At 69.6% G+C, this 19,478-nt stretch carries 20 protein-coding genes; 12 read left to right on the top strand and 8 right to left on the bottom strand.

All coding sequences use genetic code 11. From position 1 onward, the window contains the following. Positions 1-90: 90 nt before the first annotated feature. Positions 91-1,908 carry a sensor domain-containing diguanylate cyclase gene (locus ACFQZQ_RS04540; protein ID WP_386811471.1) on the bottom strand — a complete coding sequence of 606 codons (1,818 nt, stop codon included), beginning with the start codon at positions 1,906-1,908 and terminating at the stop codon, positions 91-93. 275 nt (positions 1,909-2,183) lie between these two features. Here ACFQZQ_RS04540 and ACFQZQ_RS04535 point away from each other — a divergent pair, with 275 nt between their 5' ends. From ACFQZQ_RS04535 to ACFQZQ_RS04485, 11 genes are all read left to right on the top strand, one after another. Next, positions 2,184-2,495, top strand: a complete 312-nt coding sequence (locus tag ACFQZQ_RS04535) for a YerC/YecD family TrpR-related protein (RefSeq protein ID WP_386811470.1) — start codon at positions 2,184-2,186, stop codon at positions 2,493-2,495. A gap of 30 nt (positions 2,496-2,525) precedes the next feature. Then, a complete protein-coding gene (hisG, locus tag ACFQZQ_RS04530) occupies positions 2,526-3,440 on the top strand; it encodes an ATP phosphoribosyltransferase (RefSeq protein WP_386811469.1) in 915 nt (304 codons plus the stop codon). Next, positions 3,437-4,738 carry a histidinol dehydrogenase gene (gene hisD / locus ACFQZQ_RS04525; protein ID WP_386811468.1) on the top strand — a complete coding sequence of 434 codons (1,302 nt, stop codon included), beginning with the start codon at positions 3,437-3,439 and terminating at the stop codon, positions 4,736-4,738. Before hisG ends, hisD begins: the two co-directional genes overlap by 4 nt. Further along, the gene (gene hisC, locus ACFQZQ_RS04520; RefSeq protein ID WP_386811467.1) at positions 4,735-5,841 is read left to right on the top strand and encodes a histidinol-phosphate transaminase; all 1,107 of its coding nucleotides are present in this window, start codon (positions 4,735-4,737) and stop codon (positions 5,839-5,841) included. The genes hisD and hisC overlap by 4 nt, the downstream gene beginning before the upstream one ends. Positions 5,842-5,846: 5 nt before the next feature. Continuing rightward, positions 5,847-6,920 carry a bifunctional histidinol-phosphatase/imidazoleglycerol-phosphate dehydratase HisB gene (gene hisB / locus ACFQZQ_RS04515; RefSeq protein ID WP_386811663.1) on the top strand — a complete coding sequence of 358 codons (1,074 nt, stop codon included), beginning with the start codon at positions 5,847-5,849 and terminating at the stop codon, positions 6,918-6,920. 42 nt (positions 6,921-6,962) lie between these two features. After that, on the top strand, positions 6,963-7,643 hold the full coding sequence (locus ACFQZQ_RS04510; RefSeq protein WP_386811662.1) for a glutamine amidotransferase-related protein: 681 nt from the start codon (positions 6,963-6,965) through the stop codon (positions 7,641-7,643). Then, positions 7,640-8,389 (top strand): 1-(5-phosphoribosyl)-5-[(5-phosphoribosylamino)methylideneamino]imidazole-4-carboxamide isomerase, encoded by a 750-nt coding sequence (locus ACFQZQ_RS04505; RefSeq protein WP_386811466.1) that lies wholly within the window; start codon positions 7,640-7,642, stop codon positions 8,387-8,389. The genes ACFQZQ_RS04510 and ACFQZQ_RS04505 overlap by 4 nt, the downstream gene beginning before the upstream one ends. Further along, complete coding sequence (gene hisF, locus ACFQZQ_RS04500) at positions 8,383-9,159, top strand: imidazole glycerol phosphate synthase subunit HisF (protein ID WP_386811465.1); 777 nt, start codon at positions 8,383-8,385, stop codon at positions 9,157-9,159. The genes ACFQZQ_RS04505 and hisF overlap by 7 nt, the downstream gene beginning before the upstream one ends. A 1-nt stretch (position 9,160) precedes the next feature. Beyond that, positions 9,161-9,802 carry a bifunctional phosphoribosyl-AMP cyclohydrolase/phosphoribosyl-ATP diphosphatase HisIE gene (gene hisIE, locus ACFQZQ_RS04495; RefSeq protein WP_386811464.1) on the top strand — a complete coding sequence of 214 codons (642 nt, stop codon included), beginning with the start codon at positions 9,161-9,163 and terminating at the stop codon, positions 9,800-9,802. Between the two features lie 83 nt (positions 9,803-9,885). Then, positions 9,886-11,538 carry a calcineurin-like phosphoesterase C-terminal domain-containing protein gene (locus tag ACFQZQ_RS04490; RefSeq protein WP_386811463.1) on the top strand — a complete coding sequence of 551 codons (1,653 nt, stop codon included), beginning with the start codon at positions 9,886-9,888 and terminating at the stop codon, positions 11,536-11,538. A gap of 4 nt (positions 11,539-11,542) precedes the next feature. Next, entirely contained in the window at positions 11,543-12,145 is a 603-nt protein-coding gene (locus ACFQZQ_RS04485) for a YdeI/OmpD-associated family protein (RefSeq protein WP_386811462.1), read from the top strand. Between the two features lie 69 nt (positions 12,146-12,214). Here the strand turns inward: ACFQZQ_RS04485 and mtnC are convergent, their stop codons facing one another. From mtnC to ACFQZQ_RS04465, 4 genes are all read right to left on the bottom strand, one after another. After that, positions 12,215-12,913, bottom strand: a complete 699-nt coding sequence (gene mtnC / locus ACFQZQ_RS04480) for an acireductone synthase (RefSeq protein ID WP_386811461.1) — start codon at positions 12,911-12,913, stop codon at positions 12,215-12,217. A gap of 5 nt (positions 12,914-12,918) precedes the next feature. Then, entirely contained in the window at positions 12,919-13,476 is a 558-nt protein-coding gene (locus tag ACFQZQ_RS04475; protein WP_386811460.1) for a 1,2-dihydroxy-3-keto-5-methylthiopentene dioxygenase, read from the bottom strand. Next, positions 13,473-14,117 carry a methylthioribulose 1-phosphate dehydratase gene (locus ACFQZQ_RS04470; protein WP_386811459.1) on the bottom strand — a complete coding sequence of 215 codons (645 nt, stop codon included), beginning with the start codon at positions 14,115-14,117 and terminating at the stop codon, positions 13,473-13,475. The genes ACFQZQ_RS04475 and ACFQZQ_RS04470 overlap by 4 nt, the downstream gene beginning before the upstream one ends. 83 nt (positions 14,118-14,200) lie before the next feature. Next, positions 14,201-15,739, bottom strand: coding sequence for an amino acid permease (locus ACFQZQ_RS04465; RefSeq protein ID WP_386811458.1), 1,539 nt, complete (start codon positions 15,737-15,739; stop codon positions 14,201-14,203). Between the two features lie 149 nt (positions 15,740-15,888). Between ACFQZQ_RS04465 and ACFQZQ_RS04460 the strand changes: the two genes are divergently transcribed. Further along, positions 15,889-16,455, top strand: coding sequence for an NUDIX hydrolase (locus ACFQZQ_RS04460; protein ID WP_386811457.1), 567 nt, complete (start codon positions 15,889-15,891; stop codon positions 16,453-16,455). Positions 16,456-16,498: 43 nt separating this feature from the next. On the opposite strand, the gene ACFQZQ_RS04455 is transcribed toward ACFQZQ_RS04460, so the two are convergent. The 3 genes from ACFQZQ_RS04455 to ACFQZQ_RS04445 all read right to left on the bottom strand — a co-directional run bounded on the left by ACFQZQ_RS04455 (position 16,499) and on the right by ACFQZQ_RS04445 (position 19,432). Beyond that, positions 16,499-17,800, bottom strand: coding sequence for a cation:proton antiporter (locus tag ACFQZQ_RS04455; protein ID WP_386811456.1), 1,302 nt, complete (start codon positions 17,798-17,800; stop codon positions 16,499-16,501). A 150-nt stretch (positions 17,801-17,950) separates the two neighbouring features. Then, a complete protein-coding gene (yeiP, locus tag ACFQZQ_RS04450; protein WP_386811455.1) occupies positions 17,951-18,517 on the bottom strand; it encodes an elongation factor P-like protein YeiP in 567 nt (188 codons plus the stop codon). 144 nt (positions 18,518-18,661) lie between these two features. Further along, positions 18,662-19,432 carry an SDR family NAD(P)-dependent oxidoreductase gene (locus ACFQZQ_RS04445; RefSeq protein WP_386811454.1) on the bottom strand — a complete coding sequence of 257 codons (771 nt, stop codon included), beginning with the start codon at positions 19,430-19,432 and terminating at the stop codon, positions 18,662-18,664. Positions 19,433-19,478 lie beyond the last annotated feature (46 nt).

Raw genomic sequence — 19,478 nt, 5'->3', positions numbered from 1 at the left:
ATCCCGCCGCTGCCCGATCGCGAGGAGCCACAATCTTGGCCCCCACCACGCGGGGTTCCGTGCATGGCGAACCGCGGGTTGAAACCCGCCCTACGCCGACTGCATCGCCGAGGTCCGCACGCAGTCGCGGCCGTCGGCCTTCGCGCGGTAGAGCGCCTCGTCCGCCTGCTGCAGTGCCGCGTCGATGCCGCGTCGCCGCTGGGTATCCACCTGGTGCACGCCGATGCTCGCGGTGATGCGGATCTGCTGGCCGTGGGCATCGCAGGGTTCGTCGCGCAGGTGCAGGCGCAGGTCTTCGGCGACCGCGCTGGCGGCCTTCAGGTCGAGGCCGGCGAGGGCGACGATGAATTCCTCGCCACCGAAGCGGGCCAGCAGCGCGTTGTGCGGCCGCAGTGCCTGGCCCAAGGTGCGCGCGGCCCAGCGCAGGCACTCGTCGCCGGTGAGGTGGCCGAACCGGTCGTTGATCTGCTTGAAGTGGTCCAGGTCGATCATCAGCAGCGACATGGGCCGGTTGCTGTCGCGGGTCTGCATCAGCAGCGGTTCGAACGCGTCGCGGAAGTGGGTGCGGGTGTACAGGCCGGTCAGGCCATCGCGCTGGCTGGATTCGCGCAGCCGGGCGTGGGCGTCGCCGAGCTGGCCCAGGGCGTTGCGCAGTTCCGCGGTGCGCAGCTCGACCTTGTGCTCGAGCTGCTGCTTGGCCTCGCGCACGATGCGTTCGTTTTCGTTGCGCAGGGACGCGTAGCGATAGCCCAGCGCCACCGACAGCAGCAGTATTTCCAGGGCCGAGCCGATCTGCACGCCGTAGGTGGTGATGAAGGTCTTGGGCAGCAGGCCGAACGCGATCGCGGCGAACATGCCGGTGCCGAGCAGGAACATCGACCAGGCCAGCAGGAACAGCCGCGCCGGCTTGTAGCCGCGCGCCATCACCACCACGGCTGCGGCCGCGATCCAGGCGATGGAGATGAACACCGCGGCCGACGCGATCGGCGTCGAGATGCGGTAGGGAAGCTGGGTGGCGGCGATCCCGAGCACGACGAAGAACGCGATCATGCCCAGCCCGACCCGGTCGCCGAGGCGCCAGCGTTCGCGCAATCCCAGGAAGGTGCGTGCGAACTGCTGCATGCCGACCTGGGCCAGGCAGATCGACAATGGCACCGACTTGTCGGCCAGCCAGGGCGAGTCCGGCCACAGGTACTCGAAGCCCAGGCCGTTGAGGGTGAACAGCACCAGGCCAAATGCGGCGATGTGGAACAGGTACCAGAAGTAGCTCGGGTCGCGCAGGGTCAGCCACAGCACCAGGTTGTAGACGAACAGCGCCAGCAGGATTCCGTAGTAGATGCCGATGCCGAACTGCGAATCACGCGAGACCTCGGTGAAGCCCGCTGGCGTGTACAGAGACAGCGGCACCTGCATCGAACTCTGGCTCTGCACCCGCACGTACAGGTCGACCGGCTCGTCGCGCGGCAGCACTAGCCAGAAGTTGGGGTCCCGGTAGTGGATGCTGCGTGCGCCGAAGGGCAAGCTGTCGCCTCCGGCCTGATGGACGACCCGGCCATCGCGGTAGCGCAGGTAGACATCGATCCGGTCGCTCAGCGCGTACTTCTGCACCAGCAGCCAGCGCGGCTCCTGGCGGTTGTGGTTGGTCAGGCGGGTGTGGAACCAGAACGCGCCGGACTGGAAGCCGAAGGCGTCGCTGCCCGAGGGCAGGGGCATGAAGCGGCCCGGTCGCTGCACGATCGCCTGCAGCTCTTCCTTGCCGGTGGTGTCGTGGTAGTAGGACAGGTGCGAAGACAACGCGACGTGCGGGGTGGCGCCCAGTTCCAGTGGCGCCTGCGCGCGGGCCCAGCCGCATATCAGTGCGAGCAGTGCGCCCAGCCAGAAGCCGGCCGGCATTCGCCTCCCTCCCATCGCATCCTCCCTGGGTGGATCTGGAGCTTGCTACCCCTGGTTCCCGGGCAGTGTACGTCAGGCAATTCGCTGTTGAAGCGTCCGGAAGTTGGTGCGGTTCGGGGCGACGCGGGCGGCTGCGGAGTGTAGCGGCCGCCCGTGGCGAGGCCTTCGAGGCCGGCCAAGTCCGATCAAGGGCGCCGCCAAGCGCAGGACAACGCCGCCGCGCCAGGGGTTGACGGGGAGCGTCTCCGCCACTAATGTAATAGCGCATTAGTACATTGGATGGATGACGGATGAAGCGCCGCCCGCTGGAGCCCGAGGACAACGAAGACGCGCTGGCCGAGCTGGCCTCGGCGTTCGCGGGCCTGCGCAACCCGGCACAGGTGCGCGCCTTCCTCGAGGACCTGTGCACCCCGGCCGAGCTGGAGGCGATGACCGATCGCTGGCGGGTGGTGCCGCTGCTGCTCGACGGCATGCCGTACCGCGAGATCCACGACCGCACCCTGGTCAGCGTCACCACCATCGGCCGGGTCGCGCGCACGCTCGACCGCGGCGCCGGTGGCTATGCGGCGGCCATCAAGCGCCGCCCCGCGCGCGCCGGTTGACGCGCGCCCACTTCCTTTCGAGACCCCGCCATGAGTCCCCCCACGTCCGCCACGTCGCGTGATCGCCTGCGCATCGCGATCCAGAAATCCGGGCGCCTGGCCGAACCCGCGCGCGCGCTGTTGGCGTCGTGCGGGCTGAGCTGGCGCGAGAGCCGCGATCGCCTGTTCTGTTACGGCGAAACCCTGCCGATCGACCTGCTGCTGGTGCGCGATGACGACATCCCCGGGCTGATCGCGGACGGCGTCTGCGACTTGGGAATCGTCGGCCGCAACGTGCTCGGCGAGCAGGACGGCGAGCGCCGCAACGGCGGTCGTGAGCCGGCGTTCCGCGAATGGCGCGCGCTGGGCTTCGGCGCCTGCCGGCTGGCCCTGGCGGTGCCCGAGTCGTGGGACTGGCAGGGCGTCTCGCAGCTGGCCGGCAAGCGCATCGCCACCAGCTACCCGGCCTTGCTGTCGCAATGGCTGGCGGAGCAGGGCATCGCCGCCGACGTGGTGCTGCTGTCCGGCTCGGTGGAGATCGCCCCGCGCCTGGGCCAGGCCGACGCGATCTGCGACCTGGTGTCCAGCGGCGCCACGCTGTCGGCCAACCAGCTCAAGCCGGTCGAGACGCTGCTGCAAAGCGAGGCGGTGCTCGCCGGCCCGGCCGCCGAATTCGACGCCGTGCGTGGCGAACTGGCGCAGCTGCTGCTGCGCCGCCTCGATGGCGCGTTGCGCATCCGCCACAGCAAGCTGCTGCTGTTCCAGGCGCCGCGCCGCCTGCTGCCGGCCTTGTTGCCGTTGCTGCCCGACGCCGAGGTGCCCACGGTGATGCAGCTCGACGGCGAGGACGACCTCGCGCTGCAGGCCCTGTGCCACGGCGCGGTGACCTGGCAGCGGCTGGAGGACCTCAAGCGCGCCGGCGCGCGCGGCCTGATGGTGCTGCCGGTCGAGGGCATGCTGGCATGAGGCGCATCGATTGGCGCCAGCTCGATGCCGCGCAGCGCGCCCGGGCGTTGCTCCGTCCCGCCCAGCAGGCCGGAGCCGAAACCGCGACGGCGGTCGCGCGCTTGATCGAGGACGTGCGCGCGCGGGGCGACGCGGCCTTGCGCGAACTCACCGCGCGCTTCGATGGCGCCGAACTGGACGATCTGGTTGTGTCCGCGGCGGAGTTCGCCAGCGCCAGCGCCGCGTTGTCGCCGGCGCTGCGCGACGCGATCGACGAGGCCGCCGCGCGCATCGAACACTTCCACCAGGCAGGCATGGCCGCGCCGTACGCGGTCGACACCGCACCCGGGGTGCGCTGCGAACGCATGCTGCGGCCGATCCGGCGCGTCGGCCTGTACGTGCCGGCCGGTTCCGCGCCGCTGCCATCGACCGCGCTGATGCTGGCGCTGCCCGCCCGCCTGGCCGGCTGCCGCGACGTGGTGCTGTGCACGCCGCCGCGCGCCGACGGCAGCGCCGATCCCGCGGTGTTGCACGCGGCCTCGCGCTGTGGCGTGCGCCGGGTGTTCAAGCTCGGCGGCGTGCAGGCGATCGCGGCGATGGCGTTCGGTACCGACGCCGTGCCCGCCTGCGACAAGCTGTTCGGGCCGGGCAACGCCTACGTCACCGAGGCCAAGCGCCAGGTCGCGATGACCGACGGCGGCGCCGCGATCGACATGCCGGCCGGGCCGTCGGAAGTGCTGGTGATCGCCGATGGTGGTGCCAACCCCGCGTTCGTCGCTGCGGACCTGCTGTCGCAGGCCGAACACGGAGCGGATTCGCAGGTGCTCCTGCTCAGCGACGACGACGCGCTGCTCGATGCGGTGGCTTTGCAGCTCGAACAACAGTTGGCCACGTTGCCCCGCGCCGAGGTCGCACGTCGCGCGCTGCAAGCCTCGTCGCTGGTGCGCGTGGACAGCCTGCAGGAGGCGTTCGCGATCAGCAACGACTACGCCCCCGAGCACCTGATCCTGGCCCTGCGCGACGCGCGCGCGTGGTTGCCGCAGGTGCAGGCGGCCGGCTCGGTGTTCCTCGGCGACTGGGCACCCGAGGCGCTGGGCGACTACTGCAGCGGCACCAACCACGTATTGCCGACCGGCGGCGCCGCGCGCTTCTGCGGCGGCCTGAGCGTGGCCAGTTTCCAGGTCGCGATCACCGTGCAGGAAGTGCAGCCGCACGGCCTGGCGGCAATCGGCCCGTGCGCGGTTGAGCTGGCGAGCGCCGAAGGCCTGGACGCGCACCGGCTTGCCGTCGCGCTGCGCCTGCAGGAGCTGGCCGCATGAATCCGTCCATCGACCTGGTGCGCGCAGACCTGCGCGATTTCGCTGGCTACCGCTCCGCGCGCAGCGAGCAGCTTGACGGCCGCGTATGGCTCAATGCCAACGAGTCGCCGTGGTCGAACCTGGCCGACCCGGATGAGTCGCTGCGCCGCTACCCCGAGCCGCAGCCGCCGGCCTTGCGCGCGGCGCTGGCGGGCCTGTACGGCTGCGAACCGGCACAGCTGCTGGCCGGGCGTGGCAGCGACGAGGGCATCGACCTGCTGGTGCGTGCGACCTGCCGCCCGGGTGCGGACGCGATCGTGGTCACCCCGCCGACGTTCGGCATGTACGCGGTCGCTGCGCGCCTGCACGGCACGCGTGTGGTCGAGGTGCCGTTGATCGATCGCGAAAGCGGGTTCGAGTGCGACTTCGGTACGGTGGCAACCGCGGCGCTGGCCAGTGCCGCGCGGCTGGTGTTCCTGTGCTCGCCGGGCAACCCGTCGGGGACGTTGCTGCCACTTGACCGCATCTCGCGGCTCTCGCGCGAGCTCGAAGGTCGCGCGCTGATGGTCGTCGACGAGGCCTACATCGAGTACGCGGACGCGCCCTCGGCAGTCTCGCTGCTCGCGACGCACGCGAACATCGTGGTGCTGCGCACGCTGTCCAAGGCGCACGCGCTGGCCGCGGCGCGGATCGGCAGCGTGATCGCCGATCCGGCCCTGATCGCGGTGCTGCAGCGCTGCCAGGCGCCGTACCCGCTGGCTGCGCCCTGCGTGGAGCGGGCAACTCGCGCGTTGGCGCCCGCTTGCCGTGCCGCCACGCAGGCGCGCATCGCCAACGTGCGGAACGAGCGCGAGCTGCTCATCGCGGGCCTGCGCGCCGCGCCCGGCGTGATGCGTGCGTACCCGTCGCGGGCCAACTTCGTGCTCGCGCGTTTCGCGGCTCCGCAGGCCGCATTCGAGCGCCTGCTCGCGCAGGGCATCGTGGTGCGCGACATGCGCGCGGCAGCGGGGCTCGGCAATGCCTTGCGCATCACCATCGGTACGCCGGAACAGAACGCGGCCGTCATCGGACTGCTCGGTGAGACAGCGATGGCCGCCCTTCCACCAGACACAGTGCAGGCATGAATACGTTGACACCGATCCTGTTCGTCGATCGCGATGGCACGCTGATCGAGGAGCCCGCCGACTTCCAGATCGACAGCTTCGCGAAGCTGCGTTTCGTCGCCGGCGTGATCCCGGCGCTGCTGCGCCTGCGCGACGCCGGCTACCAGTTCGTGATGGTGACCAACCAGGACGGCCTGGGCAGCGACGCGTACCCGCAGGCCGACTTCGACGGCCCGCAGCAGCTGATGCTGCAGGTGTTCGAAAGCCAGGGCATCCGCTTCCGCGACGTGCTGATCGACATCAGCCGGCCGGCGGACAACCAGCCCACCCGCAAGCCCGGCATCGGCCTGGCGCTGCCGTACCTCAAGGACCCCGGCATCGACTGGCTGCGATCGGCGATGGTCGGTGACCGCGACAGCGACAACGGTTTCGCGCACAGCCTGGGGATCCGCGCGTTCCAGCTGCGCACGCCGCAGTTCGGCGGGCAGTGGGATTGGCCGGGCATCGCCCACGAACTGGCCGAAGCGCCGCGCACCGCCACGGTGCGACGCGATACCCGGGAGACCCGCATCGAGGCCAGCGTCGACCTCGACCGCGCCGCGGAGCCGCAGGTGTCGACCGGATTGGGGTTCTTCGACCACATGCTCGAGCAACTCGGCCAGCACGGCGGTTTCTCGCTGCAGCTGCGCTGCGATGGCGACCTGCACATCGACGAGCACCACACCGTCGAGGACAGCGCGCTCGTGCTCGGCCAGGCCCTGCGCGAAGCGCTGGGCGACAAGCGCGGCATCGGCCGCTACGGATTCACCCTGCCGATGGACGAGGCCCTGGCCAGCGCGGCGCTGGATTTCTCCGGGCGTCCGTACTTCGTCTTCGAAGGCGCGTTCCAGCGCGAACGCGTTGGCGACCTGCCGACCGAACTGGTCGCGCACTTTTTCCGTTCCTTGTGCCAGGCCGCCGGCCTCAACCTCAACCTCAAGGTCGAGGGCGACAACGACCACCACAAGGTCGAGGCCTGCTTCAAGGTGGTCGCCCGCGCGCTGCGCCAGGCAATCCGCCGCGAAGGCAGCCAGCTGCCCAGCACCAAGGGCCTGCTCTGATGGATCAGCGCTTGATGGACGTGCCGTGAGCGGGTGGTGGCGATGAACGTGGTGCTGGTCGATTCGGGTGGCGCCAACATCGGGTCGGTGCGCTATGCGCTGCAGCGGCTCGGCGTCGAGGCGCAGCTGACCGCGCACGCCGACGCGATCGTGCGCGCCGACCGGGTGATCCTGCCCGGCGTCGGCGCGGCCGGACCGGGCATGGCGCGCCTGCGCGAACTGGGACTGGTAGACACCTTGCGCAGTCTGCAGCAACCCCTGCTCGGCATCTGCCTGGGCATGCAACTGCTGTATGACTCCTCGGAGGAAGGCGAGGTCGAGTGCCTCCGTCTTTTGCCCGGGCGGGTGCGCAAGCTGGTGGCCGGCGCCAGCGCCGTTGCGGAGCCGCGTCTGCTCGGCTGCGAGAACGTCACCGCTGCAGAGAATCCCGAATGCACTGCAGCCCACCACGCGGTGCGCGTCCCGCACATGGGCTGGAACCGGCTGCGGGTCTGCGCCGAGGAACCGCTGCTGGCCGGCATCCGCGACGGCGCGCAGGCCTACTTCGTGCACAGCTACGCCGCCCCGGTCACCGCCGACACCCTCGCCAGCTGTGTGCATGGCGACCCGTTCGCCGCCGTGGTCCGCCGCGGGCGTTGCCACGGCGCGCAGTTCCATCCCGAACGTTCCGCGGCGGTGGGCGCGCGCCTGTTGCAGAACTTCCTGTCGGATGCAGTCGCATGAACGGCTACACCCTGTATCCCGCGATCGACGTGCGCGATGGCCGGGTGGTGCGCCTGCGCCAGGGCGACTACGCCCGCGAGACGCGCTATCCCGATGACCCGCTGGCGGTCGCGCAGCGTTATGCCGCCGCCGGCGCGCGCTGGCTCCACCTCGTCGATCTGGACGCGGCGCGCAGCGGTGGCTACACGCTGGCGCCGCTGCTGGCATCGATCAAGGCCAGCACCGCGCTGCAGGTGCAGACCGGCGGTGGGGTGCGCAGCCGGGCCGATGTCGACGCCATGCTGGCCGCGGGTGCGGACCGGGTCGTGGTCGGATCGCTCGCGGTGCGCGAGCCGGCGCGTGTGGGGGAATGGCTGCAATGCTTCGGCGCGCAGCGCTTGACCGTCGCGCTGGACGCACGCGCTGACGATGAGGGGCGCTGGTGGCTGCCGACCGCAGGCTGGACCCTGGCCAGCGGGGTCGAACTCGATGCCCTGGTCGCGCATTACGCCGACGCCGGGTTGCATCACCTGCTGAGCACCGACATCGACCGCGACGGCATGCTCGCCGGGCCGAATCTCGCGCTGTACCGCCGCATCCATGCGCTTGCGCCGCAGCTGGCACTGCAGGCATCGGGCGGGGTGCGCGACCTCGCCGACATCGACGCCGCCCGCGAGGCCGGTTGCGCCGGCGTAGTGTTGGGAAAAAGCCTGCTCGACGGACGCTTCGAGTTGGCCGCCGCGCTGCCCGCGGAGCGACCATGCTGAGTCGCCGCATCATCCCCTGCCTCGACGTGCGCGATGGCCGGGTGGTCAAGGGCGTGCGCTTCCGCGACCACGTCGACATGGGCGACATCGTCGAGCTGGCGTTGCGTTACCGCGACGACGGCGCCGACGAGTTGGTGTTCTACGACATCACCGCCAGCCCGCAAGGTCGCAGCGTCGACAACGGCTGGGTCGAGCGCGTCGCGCGCGCGATCGATATCCCGTTCTGCGTGGCCGGTGGCATCCGCAGCGTCGCCGATGCGCGCGCGGTCCTGTACGCCGGCGCCGACAAGGTGTCGGTCAACACCCCGGCACTGGAACACCCGGCGTTGATCGCCGAGCTGGCCGCGGCATTCGGCGTGCAATGCGTGGTCGTGGGGATCGACAGCCTGCGCGACGCCGATGGCCAGTGGCGCGTGCGCCAGTACACCGGCGACCCATCGCGGACCCAGGCGCTGGCGCGGCGCACGCTCGATTGGGTGGTCGAGGCGCAATCGCTGGGTGCCGGCGAGATCGTGCTGAACTGCATGGGCAGCGACGGGGTGCGAACGGGCTACGACGTGGAGCAGCTTTGCCAGGTGCGCGCGGTGTGTGACGTGCCGCTGGTGGCGTCCGGTGGCGCAGGCACGGCCGAGCATTTCGCGGAAGTCTTCCGCCAGGCCGATGTCGACGGCGCACTCGCCGCCAGCGTGTTTCATTCGGGCGCGATCGCGATTCCCGAACTCAAGCGTGTCCTGCGCGGGAAGGGCATCGAGGTGCGGGATGTGGACTGACATGGACATCGGCGATTTCGCATCCACGCGCTGCGACGCCCTCGCCTGGGACAAGCAGGGCGGCTTGCTGCCCGCGGTGGTCCAGGACGCCGACACCCTGCGCGTGCTGATGCTCGGTTACATGGACCGGGCCGCGCTGCAGGCGACCCTGGCCACGCGACGGGTGACCTTCTTCAGCCGCAGCCGGCAGCGGCTGTGGACCAAGGGCGAGAGCTCGGGGCATTTCCTCGACCTGGTCGCGATCGAAGCCGACTGCGACCACGACACCCTGCTGCTGCAGGCGCGGCCGCAAGGCCCGACCTGCCACCTCGGCCGCGCCAGCTGTTTCGAACACGCGCCCGGCGATTTCCTCGCCGAGCTCGACGCACTGGTCGCGCGGCGCGAGCGCGAGCGCCCGGAAGGCAGCTACACGACCGCGCTGTTCGCCGGAGGCTTGCGCGGCATCGCGCAGAAGGTCGGCGAGGAGGGCGTCGAGACCGCGCTCGCCGCGGTGGTACAGGACGACGCGGCGTTGTGCGGCGAAGCAGCCGACCTGCTGTTCCACCTGCAGGTGCTGCTGCGCGCGCGCGGCTTGTCGTTGCAGGACGTGGTGACGGTGTTGCGCGAGCGGCATCGCGGGGTGGCTTCCCGCGCCGACGGCTGACACCGGCGCAGGGCGGTAGTCGCGAAACCCCGGTTTCGCCGGTTTCGTCCGGCTCGCATAATCGACCGACTCCAGGAGGTCGCATGCGCCCACTCGTTCTCGTCGCCCTGTCGCTGCTGAGCCTGTCTGCCTGGGCACAACCGCCACCGTGCGACAGCGGCAGCGTGTTCGAGGACCGCAACGGCAACGCCCGGCGCGACCACGGCGAACCGGGCGTGCTCGGGGTGCGCGTGTCCGACGGCGTCGAGATCGTAACCAGCGATGCGCAGGGCCGCTACACGCTGCCGGCGGTCGATGGCCGCACCGCGTTCGTCATCAAGCCGCCGGGTTACACGCTGCCGGTGCGCGCGAACGGGATGCCCGACTACTGGCACAACCTGCGCACCGCGCCCGGCCCGGCGCTGAAGTACGGCGGCATTCCCGTCGCCGTGCCGGCGTGCCGCGATTTCGCGCTGCGACGCGCCACGCCCTCGCCCAACCGCCAGGCCGCACTGAGCGTGCTGCTGTTCGCCGACCCGCAGCCCAAGTCGATGGCGGACGTGGGCTACTACGAGCGCGACATCATCGCCTCGGCGATGCAGGAAGGCGCCATCGACATGGGGCACGGCTTCGGCAAGTTCCATTTCCTCGGAGGCGCGGCGGACTTGGGCCTGAGCCTGGGCGACATCGTCCACGACGACCTCGCGTTGTATCCGGCCTTGAACGCGGCGACCGCCAAGCTCGGCGTGCCGTGGCTGCACGTCGCCGGCAACCACGACCTCGACTTCGACGCGACGCGCGACGAGGACTCGCTGCTGACGTTCCGCCACCACTACGGCCCGGACACCTTCGCCTGGGAGGAACCCGAGGCCACGTTCATCGTGCTCGACGACGTCGTCTACCTGCCTGGGCCATCCCCGGACATGATCGGTGGGCTGCGCGAAGCGCAGTTCGCCTTCCTCGAACGCTACCTGCCCACGGTTCCGAAGGAGCGATTGCTGGTGATCGGCGTGCACGTGCCGTTCTTCGACACCGCGCCGGACCGCGAGACGTTCCGCAAGGCCGACCGCGCGCGTCTGTTTGCGCTGTTGCGTCCGTTCCCGCATGTCCTGCTGCTCAGCGGCCACGCCCATACCCAGCGCCACGTCTTCCACGGTGCGGCCAGCGGCTGGCATGGCGCTAACCCGCTGCACGAGTACAACGTCGGCGCGGCGAGTGGCGCCTTCTGGTCCGGCGCCAAGGACGCCGCCGGCATTCCCGATGCGCGCATGAGCGACGGTACCCCGAACGGCTACGCGCGCTTGCGGGTCGAGGCGGGTGGCCGTTACCGGCTGAGCTGGCATCCGGCCCGCCTCGATGCGAGCGACGCCGCCCGCACCGCGGCGATGTCGCTGCACGCGCCCAAGGTGTTGCGCCGCGGCGCGTACCCGGCATTCGGCGTGTACGCGAATGTGTACATGGGCCGCGACGACAGCCGCGTCGAATTCCGCGTCGACGAGGGGCCCTGGCAGCCGATGGTTCGGGTCGAACGCCCCGATCCCGGCCTGCTCGCCGAGAACATGCGCGACGACCAGGCCGAGCGGCTGCGCGGCTACGACCGTTCGCCCGAGGCCGGCCGTTCGCGCCACCTGTGGCGCGGCGTGCTGCCCACCGATCTGGCGCTCGGCGAACACCGCATCGAGGTGCGCGCCTTCGACGCCTGGCATGGCGAACAGCGCGCGCGCACCCGCTATCGGCTCGACGACGCCAAGGAGTGAACGCATGCCTGTCACCCTGCCCAGCGACTTGCCGATCGAGCTGTTCGCCACTTCGGCGGCGTGGCAGAAGTGGCTGGCCGCGCACCCGGACGCGCCTGGCGTGTGGCTGAAGATCGCCAAGAAGAACACCACTGGTCATAACCAGGCGGTGACTTCGGTGAGTTACGCCGACGCGCTCGACGTAGCGCTTTGCCACGGCTGGATCGACGGCCTCAAGCGCAGCTGCGACGCGCAGTACTTCCTGCAGCGCTTCACGCCGCGGCGGCCGCGCAGCCTGTGGTCGAAGATCAACGTCGCCAAGGTGGAGCAGTTGCTCGTCGCCGGACGCATGGCGGAGGCCGGCCTGCGCGAAGTCGAGGCGGCCAAGGCGGACGGGCGTTGGCAGGCTGCGTATGACAGCGCCAGCAACATGGAGGTGCCACTTGAACTGGCCTCGGCGCTGGCGAAGAATGCCAAGGCGCGCAAGTGCTTCGAGCAGCTCGACAAGGTCAATCGCTATGCGTTCTGCTGGCGCGTGCAGACCGCGAAGAAGCCGGAAACCCGGCAGGCGCGCGTCGAGAAGTTCATCGCGATGCTCGCGCGCGGCGATAAGATCCACGCCCCGTAGGGCGGGTTTCAACCCGCCGATTCGGCCGATGAGTTGACGCTACAGGTGGACGGCGGGTTGAAACCCGCCCTACGCGGCAATCTGGGCGAACGATTCGACCCGGGCATGCCCGTGCGTGGCATCGCCGTGGCGTGGTTGCGGGTAATCGTCGCGGCGGTCGACCAGCACCGTCTGCAGGCCCGCTTCGCGCGCGGCGTCGAGCTCGGCGACGATATCCGACAGGAACAGCGCGTCGCCGGGCGCCTGTCCGATCGCCTCGGCGATCCGTCGGTAGCTGTCGGCCTCGCGCTTGCCGCCGACCTCGGTGTCGAACCAGCCCGAGAACAGCCCGGTCAGGTCGCCGGCATCGCTGTGGCCGAAGAACAGCCGCTGCGCCGGCACGCTTCCCGAGGAATACACGTACAACGGCAGCCCCGCGTCGTGCCACTGCCGCAACGCCGGCGCGGCGTCGGGGTAGATGTGCGCGGTGAAATCGGCGTTGCGGTAGCCGTCGGCCCAGATCATGCCCTGCAGCGCCTTGAGCGCGGTGTGCTTGCGGTCCTCGTCGATCCAGCCCTGCAGCACCTCGACGATCATCGTGTCGTCGCAGAGGCCGCCGTTCTCGGCGGCGACTGCATCGAGCCACTTGCGCACCGCCGGCTCGCGGCCGCGCGCGGCGACGAAGCCGGGCAGGGCGCGCCGCGCGTACGGGAACAGCTCGTCCTTGACGAACGAGATGCTGCTGGTGGTGCCTTCGATGTCGGTGAGGATCGCCTTGACCGTCGACATGCGCATCAGCCCGCCTGGCCCTTCTCGTAGCGCGGGAATCGCTTCGACAGGTCGGTGCCGGTGAAATGGCCGACCCAGCCATCCGGCTCGGTGAAGAAGCGGATCGCCACGAAGCTCGGTTCGGGGCCCATGTCGAACCAGTGCAGGGTGCTGTCGGGCACCGCGATCAGGTCGCCCTGCTCGCACTTGATCTCGTAGACGTCGTGGTCGACATGCAGGGTGAACAGCCCCGAGCCGGCGACGAAGAAACGCACTTCGTCCTCCTTGTGGTAATGCTCGTCGAGGAACTTGCCGCGCATCGCCTCGCGCTCCGGGTGGTCGGGCGCGATGCTGACCACGTCGACGGTCTTGAAGCCGCGCTCGGCGACCAGCCGCTCGATGTCGGAGCGGTACGCATCGAGGATGATGTCGGGCGCGTCGCCGGGCTGGATCGGCGCGCCGGCCTGCCATTGCTCGAAACCCACGCCGATCTTGGCCAGTTCGCTGGCGATCCGTGCGTGGTCGTCGGTGCTGAAACGCGGGGTGGTGGTTTCGTCCTCGCTGAAAATCCGCAAGCGGCTCATCGACGCAGTCTCCTCAATTCCAGTTCGCAGCCCAGCAGGAACTCGAACGCCTCCAGGTGGCGGCGCGCCTCGGGCATGTCGCGTCCCCAGGCGTACAGGCCGTGGCCGTCGATCAGGTAGCCCCACATGCAGCGGCGATCGAGCAAGGCATCGACCTGCGCGGCCAGCGTGTGCATGTCCTGGGTGTTGGGCAGCACCGGCAGTTCGACGGTGGTGTCATGGGTAGTGTTGCCGGCGAACGCCTTGAGCAGTTCGTAGCCTTCCAGGTGAACGTGGCCGGCGCCGGCATACAGGCGCGAAGCGACGGTCTGGGTCTGCGAATGGGTGTGCAACACGCAGCCGATCTCGGCGAAGCGCTTGTACAGCTGGGTGTGCAGCAGGGTCTCGGCGGAGGACTGGAGGTCGGTCGCGACCGGGTTGCCGTCCAGGTCGACGACCATGATGTCGTTCGCGACCAGCCGGCCCTTGTCGCGCCCGGAAACGGTGATGGCGGCGTACCGGTCGTCGATGCGCCGCGAGAAATTGCTGCTGGTCGCCGGGGTCCAGCCGCGCGCGGCCAGTTCGGTGACGTTGGCGATCAGCTCGCCGGCGCACTGGGCCAGCGCTTGCGGATCGTAGGGCAGGGACGCGGCGGTATTCATCGGCCGAGTTTACAAACAATGCTGGCAAACAAAAACGGCGCGGTTGCCCGCGCCGCTTTTGTTATCCGATGGTACAGACCCGATCAGGGGCCAAGGTCGGGACCTTCGTGGAAGCTGGGAGCCGGCTCGAGCTTCGGGCCGCCGTGCACCGGGGCGTTGCCCGGGGCGAGGTGGCTGCTGCGACGCGCGAACAGGAAGTACACGATCAGGCCCACGACGGCCCAGATCGAGAAGTACTTGATGGTCGGGTTCCAGCCCAGGCTGAAGAACAGCAGCAGGCAGCCGGCCATCGCCAGCGGGCCGACCACCCAGATCAGCGGCGTCCGGAACGGACGCTTGCGGCCCGGCTCGACCACGCGCAGGGCCATCACGCCGACGGCGACCATGAAGAACGCGAACAGCGTGCCCGAATTGGAGATGTCGGCCAGCGCGCCGACCGGGAACATCGCCGCGAACAACGACACGAACACGCCGGTGATGATGGTGATCACGTGCGGGGTGTGGAACTTCGGGTGCACCTTCGAGAACGCGCTCGGCATCAGGCCGTCGCGCGCCATCGTGAACAGGATGCGGGTCTGGCCGAACATCATCATCAGCACCACCGACGGCAGCGCGATGATGGCCGCGGCCGCCACCCAGTTACCGACGTTCGGGAAACCAATCTCGCGCAGCACGAACGCCAGCGGCTCCTTGGACTGCGACAGCGCACCGCCGGGCTGCGCACCGACCGCGCCGGTGGCCGCGTACGCGACCAGCAGGTAGAAGATCGTGCAGATGCCCAGCGAAGCCAGCAGGCCGATCGGGATGTTGCGGTTCGGGTTCTTGGTCTCTTCCGCGGCGGTCGACACGGCGTCAAAGCCGACGTACGCGAAGAAGATCGACGCCGCCGCGCCCAGTGCACCGACGCCCGACAACGGCGTGCCCCAGCCGTTGGGCAGCATCGGCTCGAAGTTGGCCGCCTGCACCGCCGGGAAGGCGAGCGCGATGAACACGGTCAGCGCGAGGATCTTCACGATCACCAGCACCGCGGTGAACTTGGCGCTCTTGGAGGTGCCGATCACCAGCATGAAGGTCACGAACAGCGAGATCAGGAACGCCAGCAGGTTGAAGCCACCGGCGGCGGTGGTGCCATCGGCGAGGGTGATGGTGTCCGCCGGGCCGGCGGTCAGGCTCAACGGCAGCGCCAGGCTGCCTTGCGCGACCATGCCCCACAGGTCGGTATTGGCGAGCCAGCCGTTGACGTAGCCCGACCAGCCGACCGCGACCGCGCCTGCGGCCACCGCGTATTCCAGGATCAGGGCCCAGCCGACCATCCAGGCGATGATTTCGCCGAGGATCGCGTACGAGTAGGTGTAGGCGGAGCCGGAGACCGGCACCATCGAGGCGATCTCGGCGTAGATCAGCGCGGTCAGCGCGCAGACCACCGCGGCGATGATGAACGAGTACATCATGCCCGGGCCGGCCTTCTGCGCCGCGACCGAGGTCAGGACGAAGATGCCGGTGCCGATCACGGCGCCGATGCCGAGGATGGTGAGGTCGAACGCGCCGAGTTGGCGCTTGAGGGACCGCTTCTCGGCGGTTTCCAGAATCAGGTCTAGTGGCTTCTTGCGTTGAAACAGCATCGCGTGATTCCCCAATGGCGAAGTGCGGGCGACGGCAGGCAATGCCCGTCGAACCGGGCGACCTTACCGCGCCCGCTCACGCCGGTACAAGCACCGCCGGGCGGCACCACGCGATAATCGGTGGCCCTCGGACATTGACGCACTGCAGCATGGATCGGATCCCCGCGAACTCACAGGCCTTGTTACCGGCATTGGCCGACTACCGTCGTCGTTGGCCCGCCGAGACTGCAGTCGTCGACGCATTTGCGGAACTGCTCGCTGATGCGCAAGACCCTTTCGTGCGGGAACGGCTCACAGGCCATTTCACCGGCTCGGCATGGCTGGTCGATCGCGGCGGCAAGCGGGTGCTGCTGACCCACCACCGCAAGCTCGACCGCTGGCTGCAGCTGGGCGGCCACGCCGACGGCGACCGCGACCTGGCGCAGGTCGCGTTGCGCGAGGCGCAGGAAGAATCGGGCCTGCCCGGCTTGGCGGTGCAGGGGTCGCTGTTCGACCTGGATCGCCACTGGATCCCCGAGCGGCGCGAGGTGCCTGGGCACTGGCACTACGACGCGCGCTACGTCGTGCAGGCGGGCGAGCACGAAGGCTACGTGGTGGGCGATGAGTCGCACGACCTGGCGTGGCGCGACATCGGCGAGATCGCGAACGATCCTGCAGCCGACGCGTCGCTGCGGCGAATGGCGGACAAGTGGCTGGCACGGCGCGCAGGCGTTTGATCGCGGTCGCCTCGGCGTTGGATCGAAGCCGGCGCCGGCACGCTTAATCCAGCGCGGTCTTGATCCCGCGGCGCGCGCGGCGCGCCCGCCACGCGTCGAGGCGCGCCATCGCGCCGGTCGCGCTCAAGCCGTGCAGCAGGATCGACAACAGCACCACCAAGGTGACGATCGCCCACAGCCGAGGGTGGTCGTCGAAGTCGCCGTGGTTGAACGCGAAGGCGAGGTAGTAGAACGAGCCCATGCCGCGGATGCCGAACACGCTGACCGCCCAGCGTTCGCGCGCTGGCAGCCGGCTTCGCGCGAGTGCGACCCAGCCCGCCAGCGGCCGCACCAGCAGCACGAAAGCCAGGGCGAACGCCAGGTCCAGCGGTCGCAACGCAGACAGCACGCCGCCGGCAACGGCACCGCCGAGCAGGATCAACAGCACCGCGGTCAGCAGCCGTTCGCATTGCTCGGCGAACAGGTTGAGGGTGCCGTGGTATTCGTGGCTGCGCTCGTGCTGGCGGACCACCAGCGCGGCGACGAACACCGCCAGGAAGCCGTAGCTGTGGCACAGCTCGGCCACCCCGTAGACCACCAGCGTGATCGCCAGCGCGGCCAGCCCGTCGCTGGTGCGCGCCAGGGTCATGTCGGCCGAGCGGAAGATCAGGTGCATCAGGCCGTAGCCGAGCACGTAGCCGATGGCGACGCCGGCGCCGACGCGCCAGCCGACGTCGAGCCACAACCAGCGGGTGAACCAGCCCGACTCGGCGTCGCCAGCGAGCCACGCCGCCAGCGCGATCGCCAGCCACACGAACGGGAACGCGAGGCCGTCGTTGAGCCCGGCCTCGGAGGTCAGGGTGACACGCACGGGGTCTTCGCCGCCTTCGCCCGGGCCCCCGACCAGCACGTCCGACGCCAGCACCGGATCGGTCGGCGCCAGCACCGCGCCGAGCAGCACCGCCGACGCCAGGCCCAGGCCGAGCAGCTGCTGGCCGAGCCAGGCCGCGGTCAGGATGCACAGCGGCATCGCGATCGCGAGCAAGCGCCAGGTCGCGCTCCAGCGCCGCCAGCCGAACGCGGTGTCGATCCGCAGCCCGGCGCCGACCAGCGCCACCAGCACCACCAGTTCGGTGAGCCGCTCGGTGACCAGGCCGTACTCGATCGGGTCCGGATCGGGCAGCTGCAGCGGCAGCGCGTACAGCACCGCGCCGAGCACGACGTAGATGATCGGGAACGTCAGCGGGTGCCGCTTGAGCAGGTGCGGCAACCAGGTCGCGCCGATCAGCGCCAGCCCGACCAGCGCCAGCAGCAGCTTGTAGGCGTCGGGGTAGAGCACGGCGTAGGTCGGCAGGGCGGGCATCATGGCGCCGGCCAGTGTCCGGGCCGCGGCGTGAATGCCGTGGCACAGCGAAGGTGCGGTTGGAGCGACTGTAGTTCCAATCGCGCCGTCGTCATTCCTGCGTTCGCAGGAATGACGGGCAAAAACAAACGCAGTCCGGTCGAAGCGCTTTACTCAGTCCGCGCGGCCGGCGAACTCGCCGGTGACCGTGTTGACCAGCACGCGTTCGCCGGTGCCGATGTACTCCGGCACCATGATCTCCAGCCCGGTCGACAGCTTGGCCGGCTTCGGGCGCTTGGTCGCGGTGCCGCCCTTGAGCTCCGGCGGCGTCTCGATCACCTCCAGCGTCACGCTGGCCGGCAGCTGCAGCGCGACGGCCTGGTCGTCGATGATCTGCACGTAGCAGCCGCTCAGGTCGTCGACGATGTAACCGGCCGCATCGCCGACCACGTCGGCATCGAGCGTGTACGGGGTGAAGTCCTCGTCGTCGAGGAACACGAACGCGTCGCCGTCCTTGTACGAATAGGTGGCCTGGCGGCGGCTGAGCTCGACTTCCTTGAGTTCGTCGTCGCCACCGACGCTGAGGTCGAACTTGGTGCCGCCGGGCACCGAGTACATGGTGAAGCGGAACTTGACGTTGCCGCCACGGCCCTGCGGCGAACTGCGCTCGATGTCGCGCACCTGGTAGACGGTGTTGTTGTGCTCGATCACGTTACCTTTCTTGACGTCGTAGGCTTTCATTTGTCTGGGCCGGAAATTAGGAGTCGGGAGTTCGGAATCGGACGAACTGCAGGGCGGGCCCTGGCCCGCCATTTCGATCGTTGCCGATTGCGATGGAACGATGGCGATGGCGATGGCGATGGCGGGCCGGGGCCCGCCCTACCGCTACTTCGGCGCCAATCGCGTGGCGCCGTCGAGGCGGATGGTCTCGCCGTTGAGGTAGGTGTTGCCCAGGATGTACGCGACCAGGTCGGCGAACTCGGCCGGCTGCCCCAACCGAGACGGGAACGGGATCGACGCGCTCAGCGACTGCTGCACCGAGTCGGGCATGCCGTCGACCATCGGCGTCCAGAAGATCCCCGGTGCCACCGTCATCACCCGGATGCCGAAGCGCGCCAGTTCGCGCGCCATCGGCAGGGTCATGCCGACCACGCCACCCTTGCTGGCCGAGTACGCGGCCTGGCCGATCTGGCCCTCGTACGCGGCGACCGAGGCGGTGTTGACGATCACGCCGCGCTCGCCATCCACCCCGGGCTCGTTGTGCTGCATCAGTTCGGCCGCGGCCTTGGCGACGTTGAAGCTGCCGACCAGGTTGACCATCACCGTGCTCTGGAACTGGGACAGCGGCATCGCGCCATCCTTGCCGAGCACGCGGCCGGCGCCGAGGATGCCGGCGCAGTTGATCGCGACGTTCAAGCCGCCCAGGAAGGCCTGCGCCGCGGCGACGTTGGCGACCACGCCGGCCTCGTCGCTGACGTCGGTCTTGAAGTAGCGCGCGTTGCCTTCGCCGAGCGCGGCGACCGCGGCCGCACCCTTGTCGTCGTTGACGTCGAACAGCGCGACCTTGCCGCCGTGGGCGACGAGGTGCTGGGCGACCGCCAGGCCGAGGCCGGAAACGCCGCCGGTGATGACGGCGCGGGTGTCGGAAAGCTGCATGGGGAGTCCTGCGGGCGGAAAGGCGCGATTTTACGTTCTTCCTTAT

The sequence above is a fragment of the Lysobacter koreensis genome (genome assembly GCF_042677045.1).
In the GTDB taxonomy this organism is placed as follows: Bacteria; Pseudomonadota; Gammaproteobacteria; order Xanthomonadales; family Xanthomonadaceae; genus Lysobacter_K; species Lysobacter_K koreensis.
Note: the sequence above shows the minus strand (reverse complement) of the source record. Positions and strands in the feature narration are given on the sequence as shown.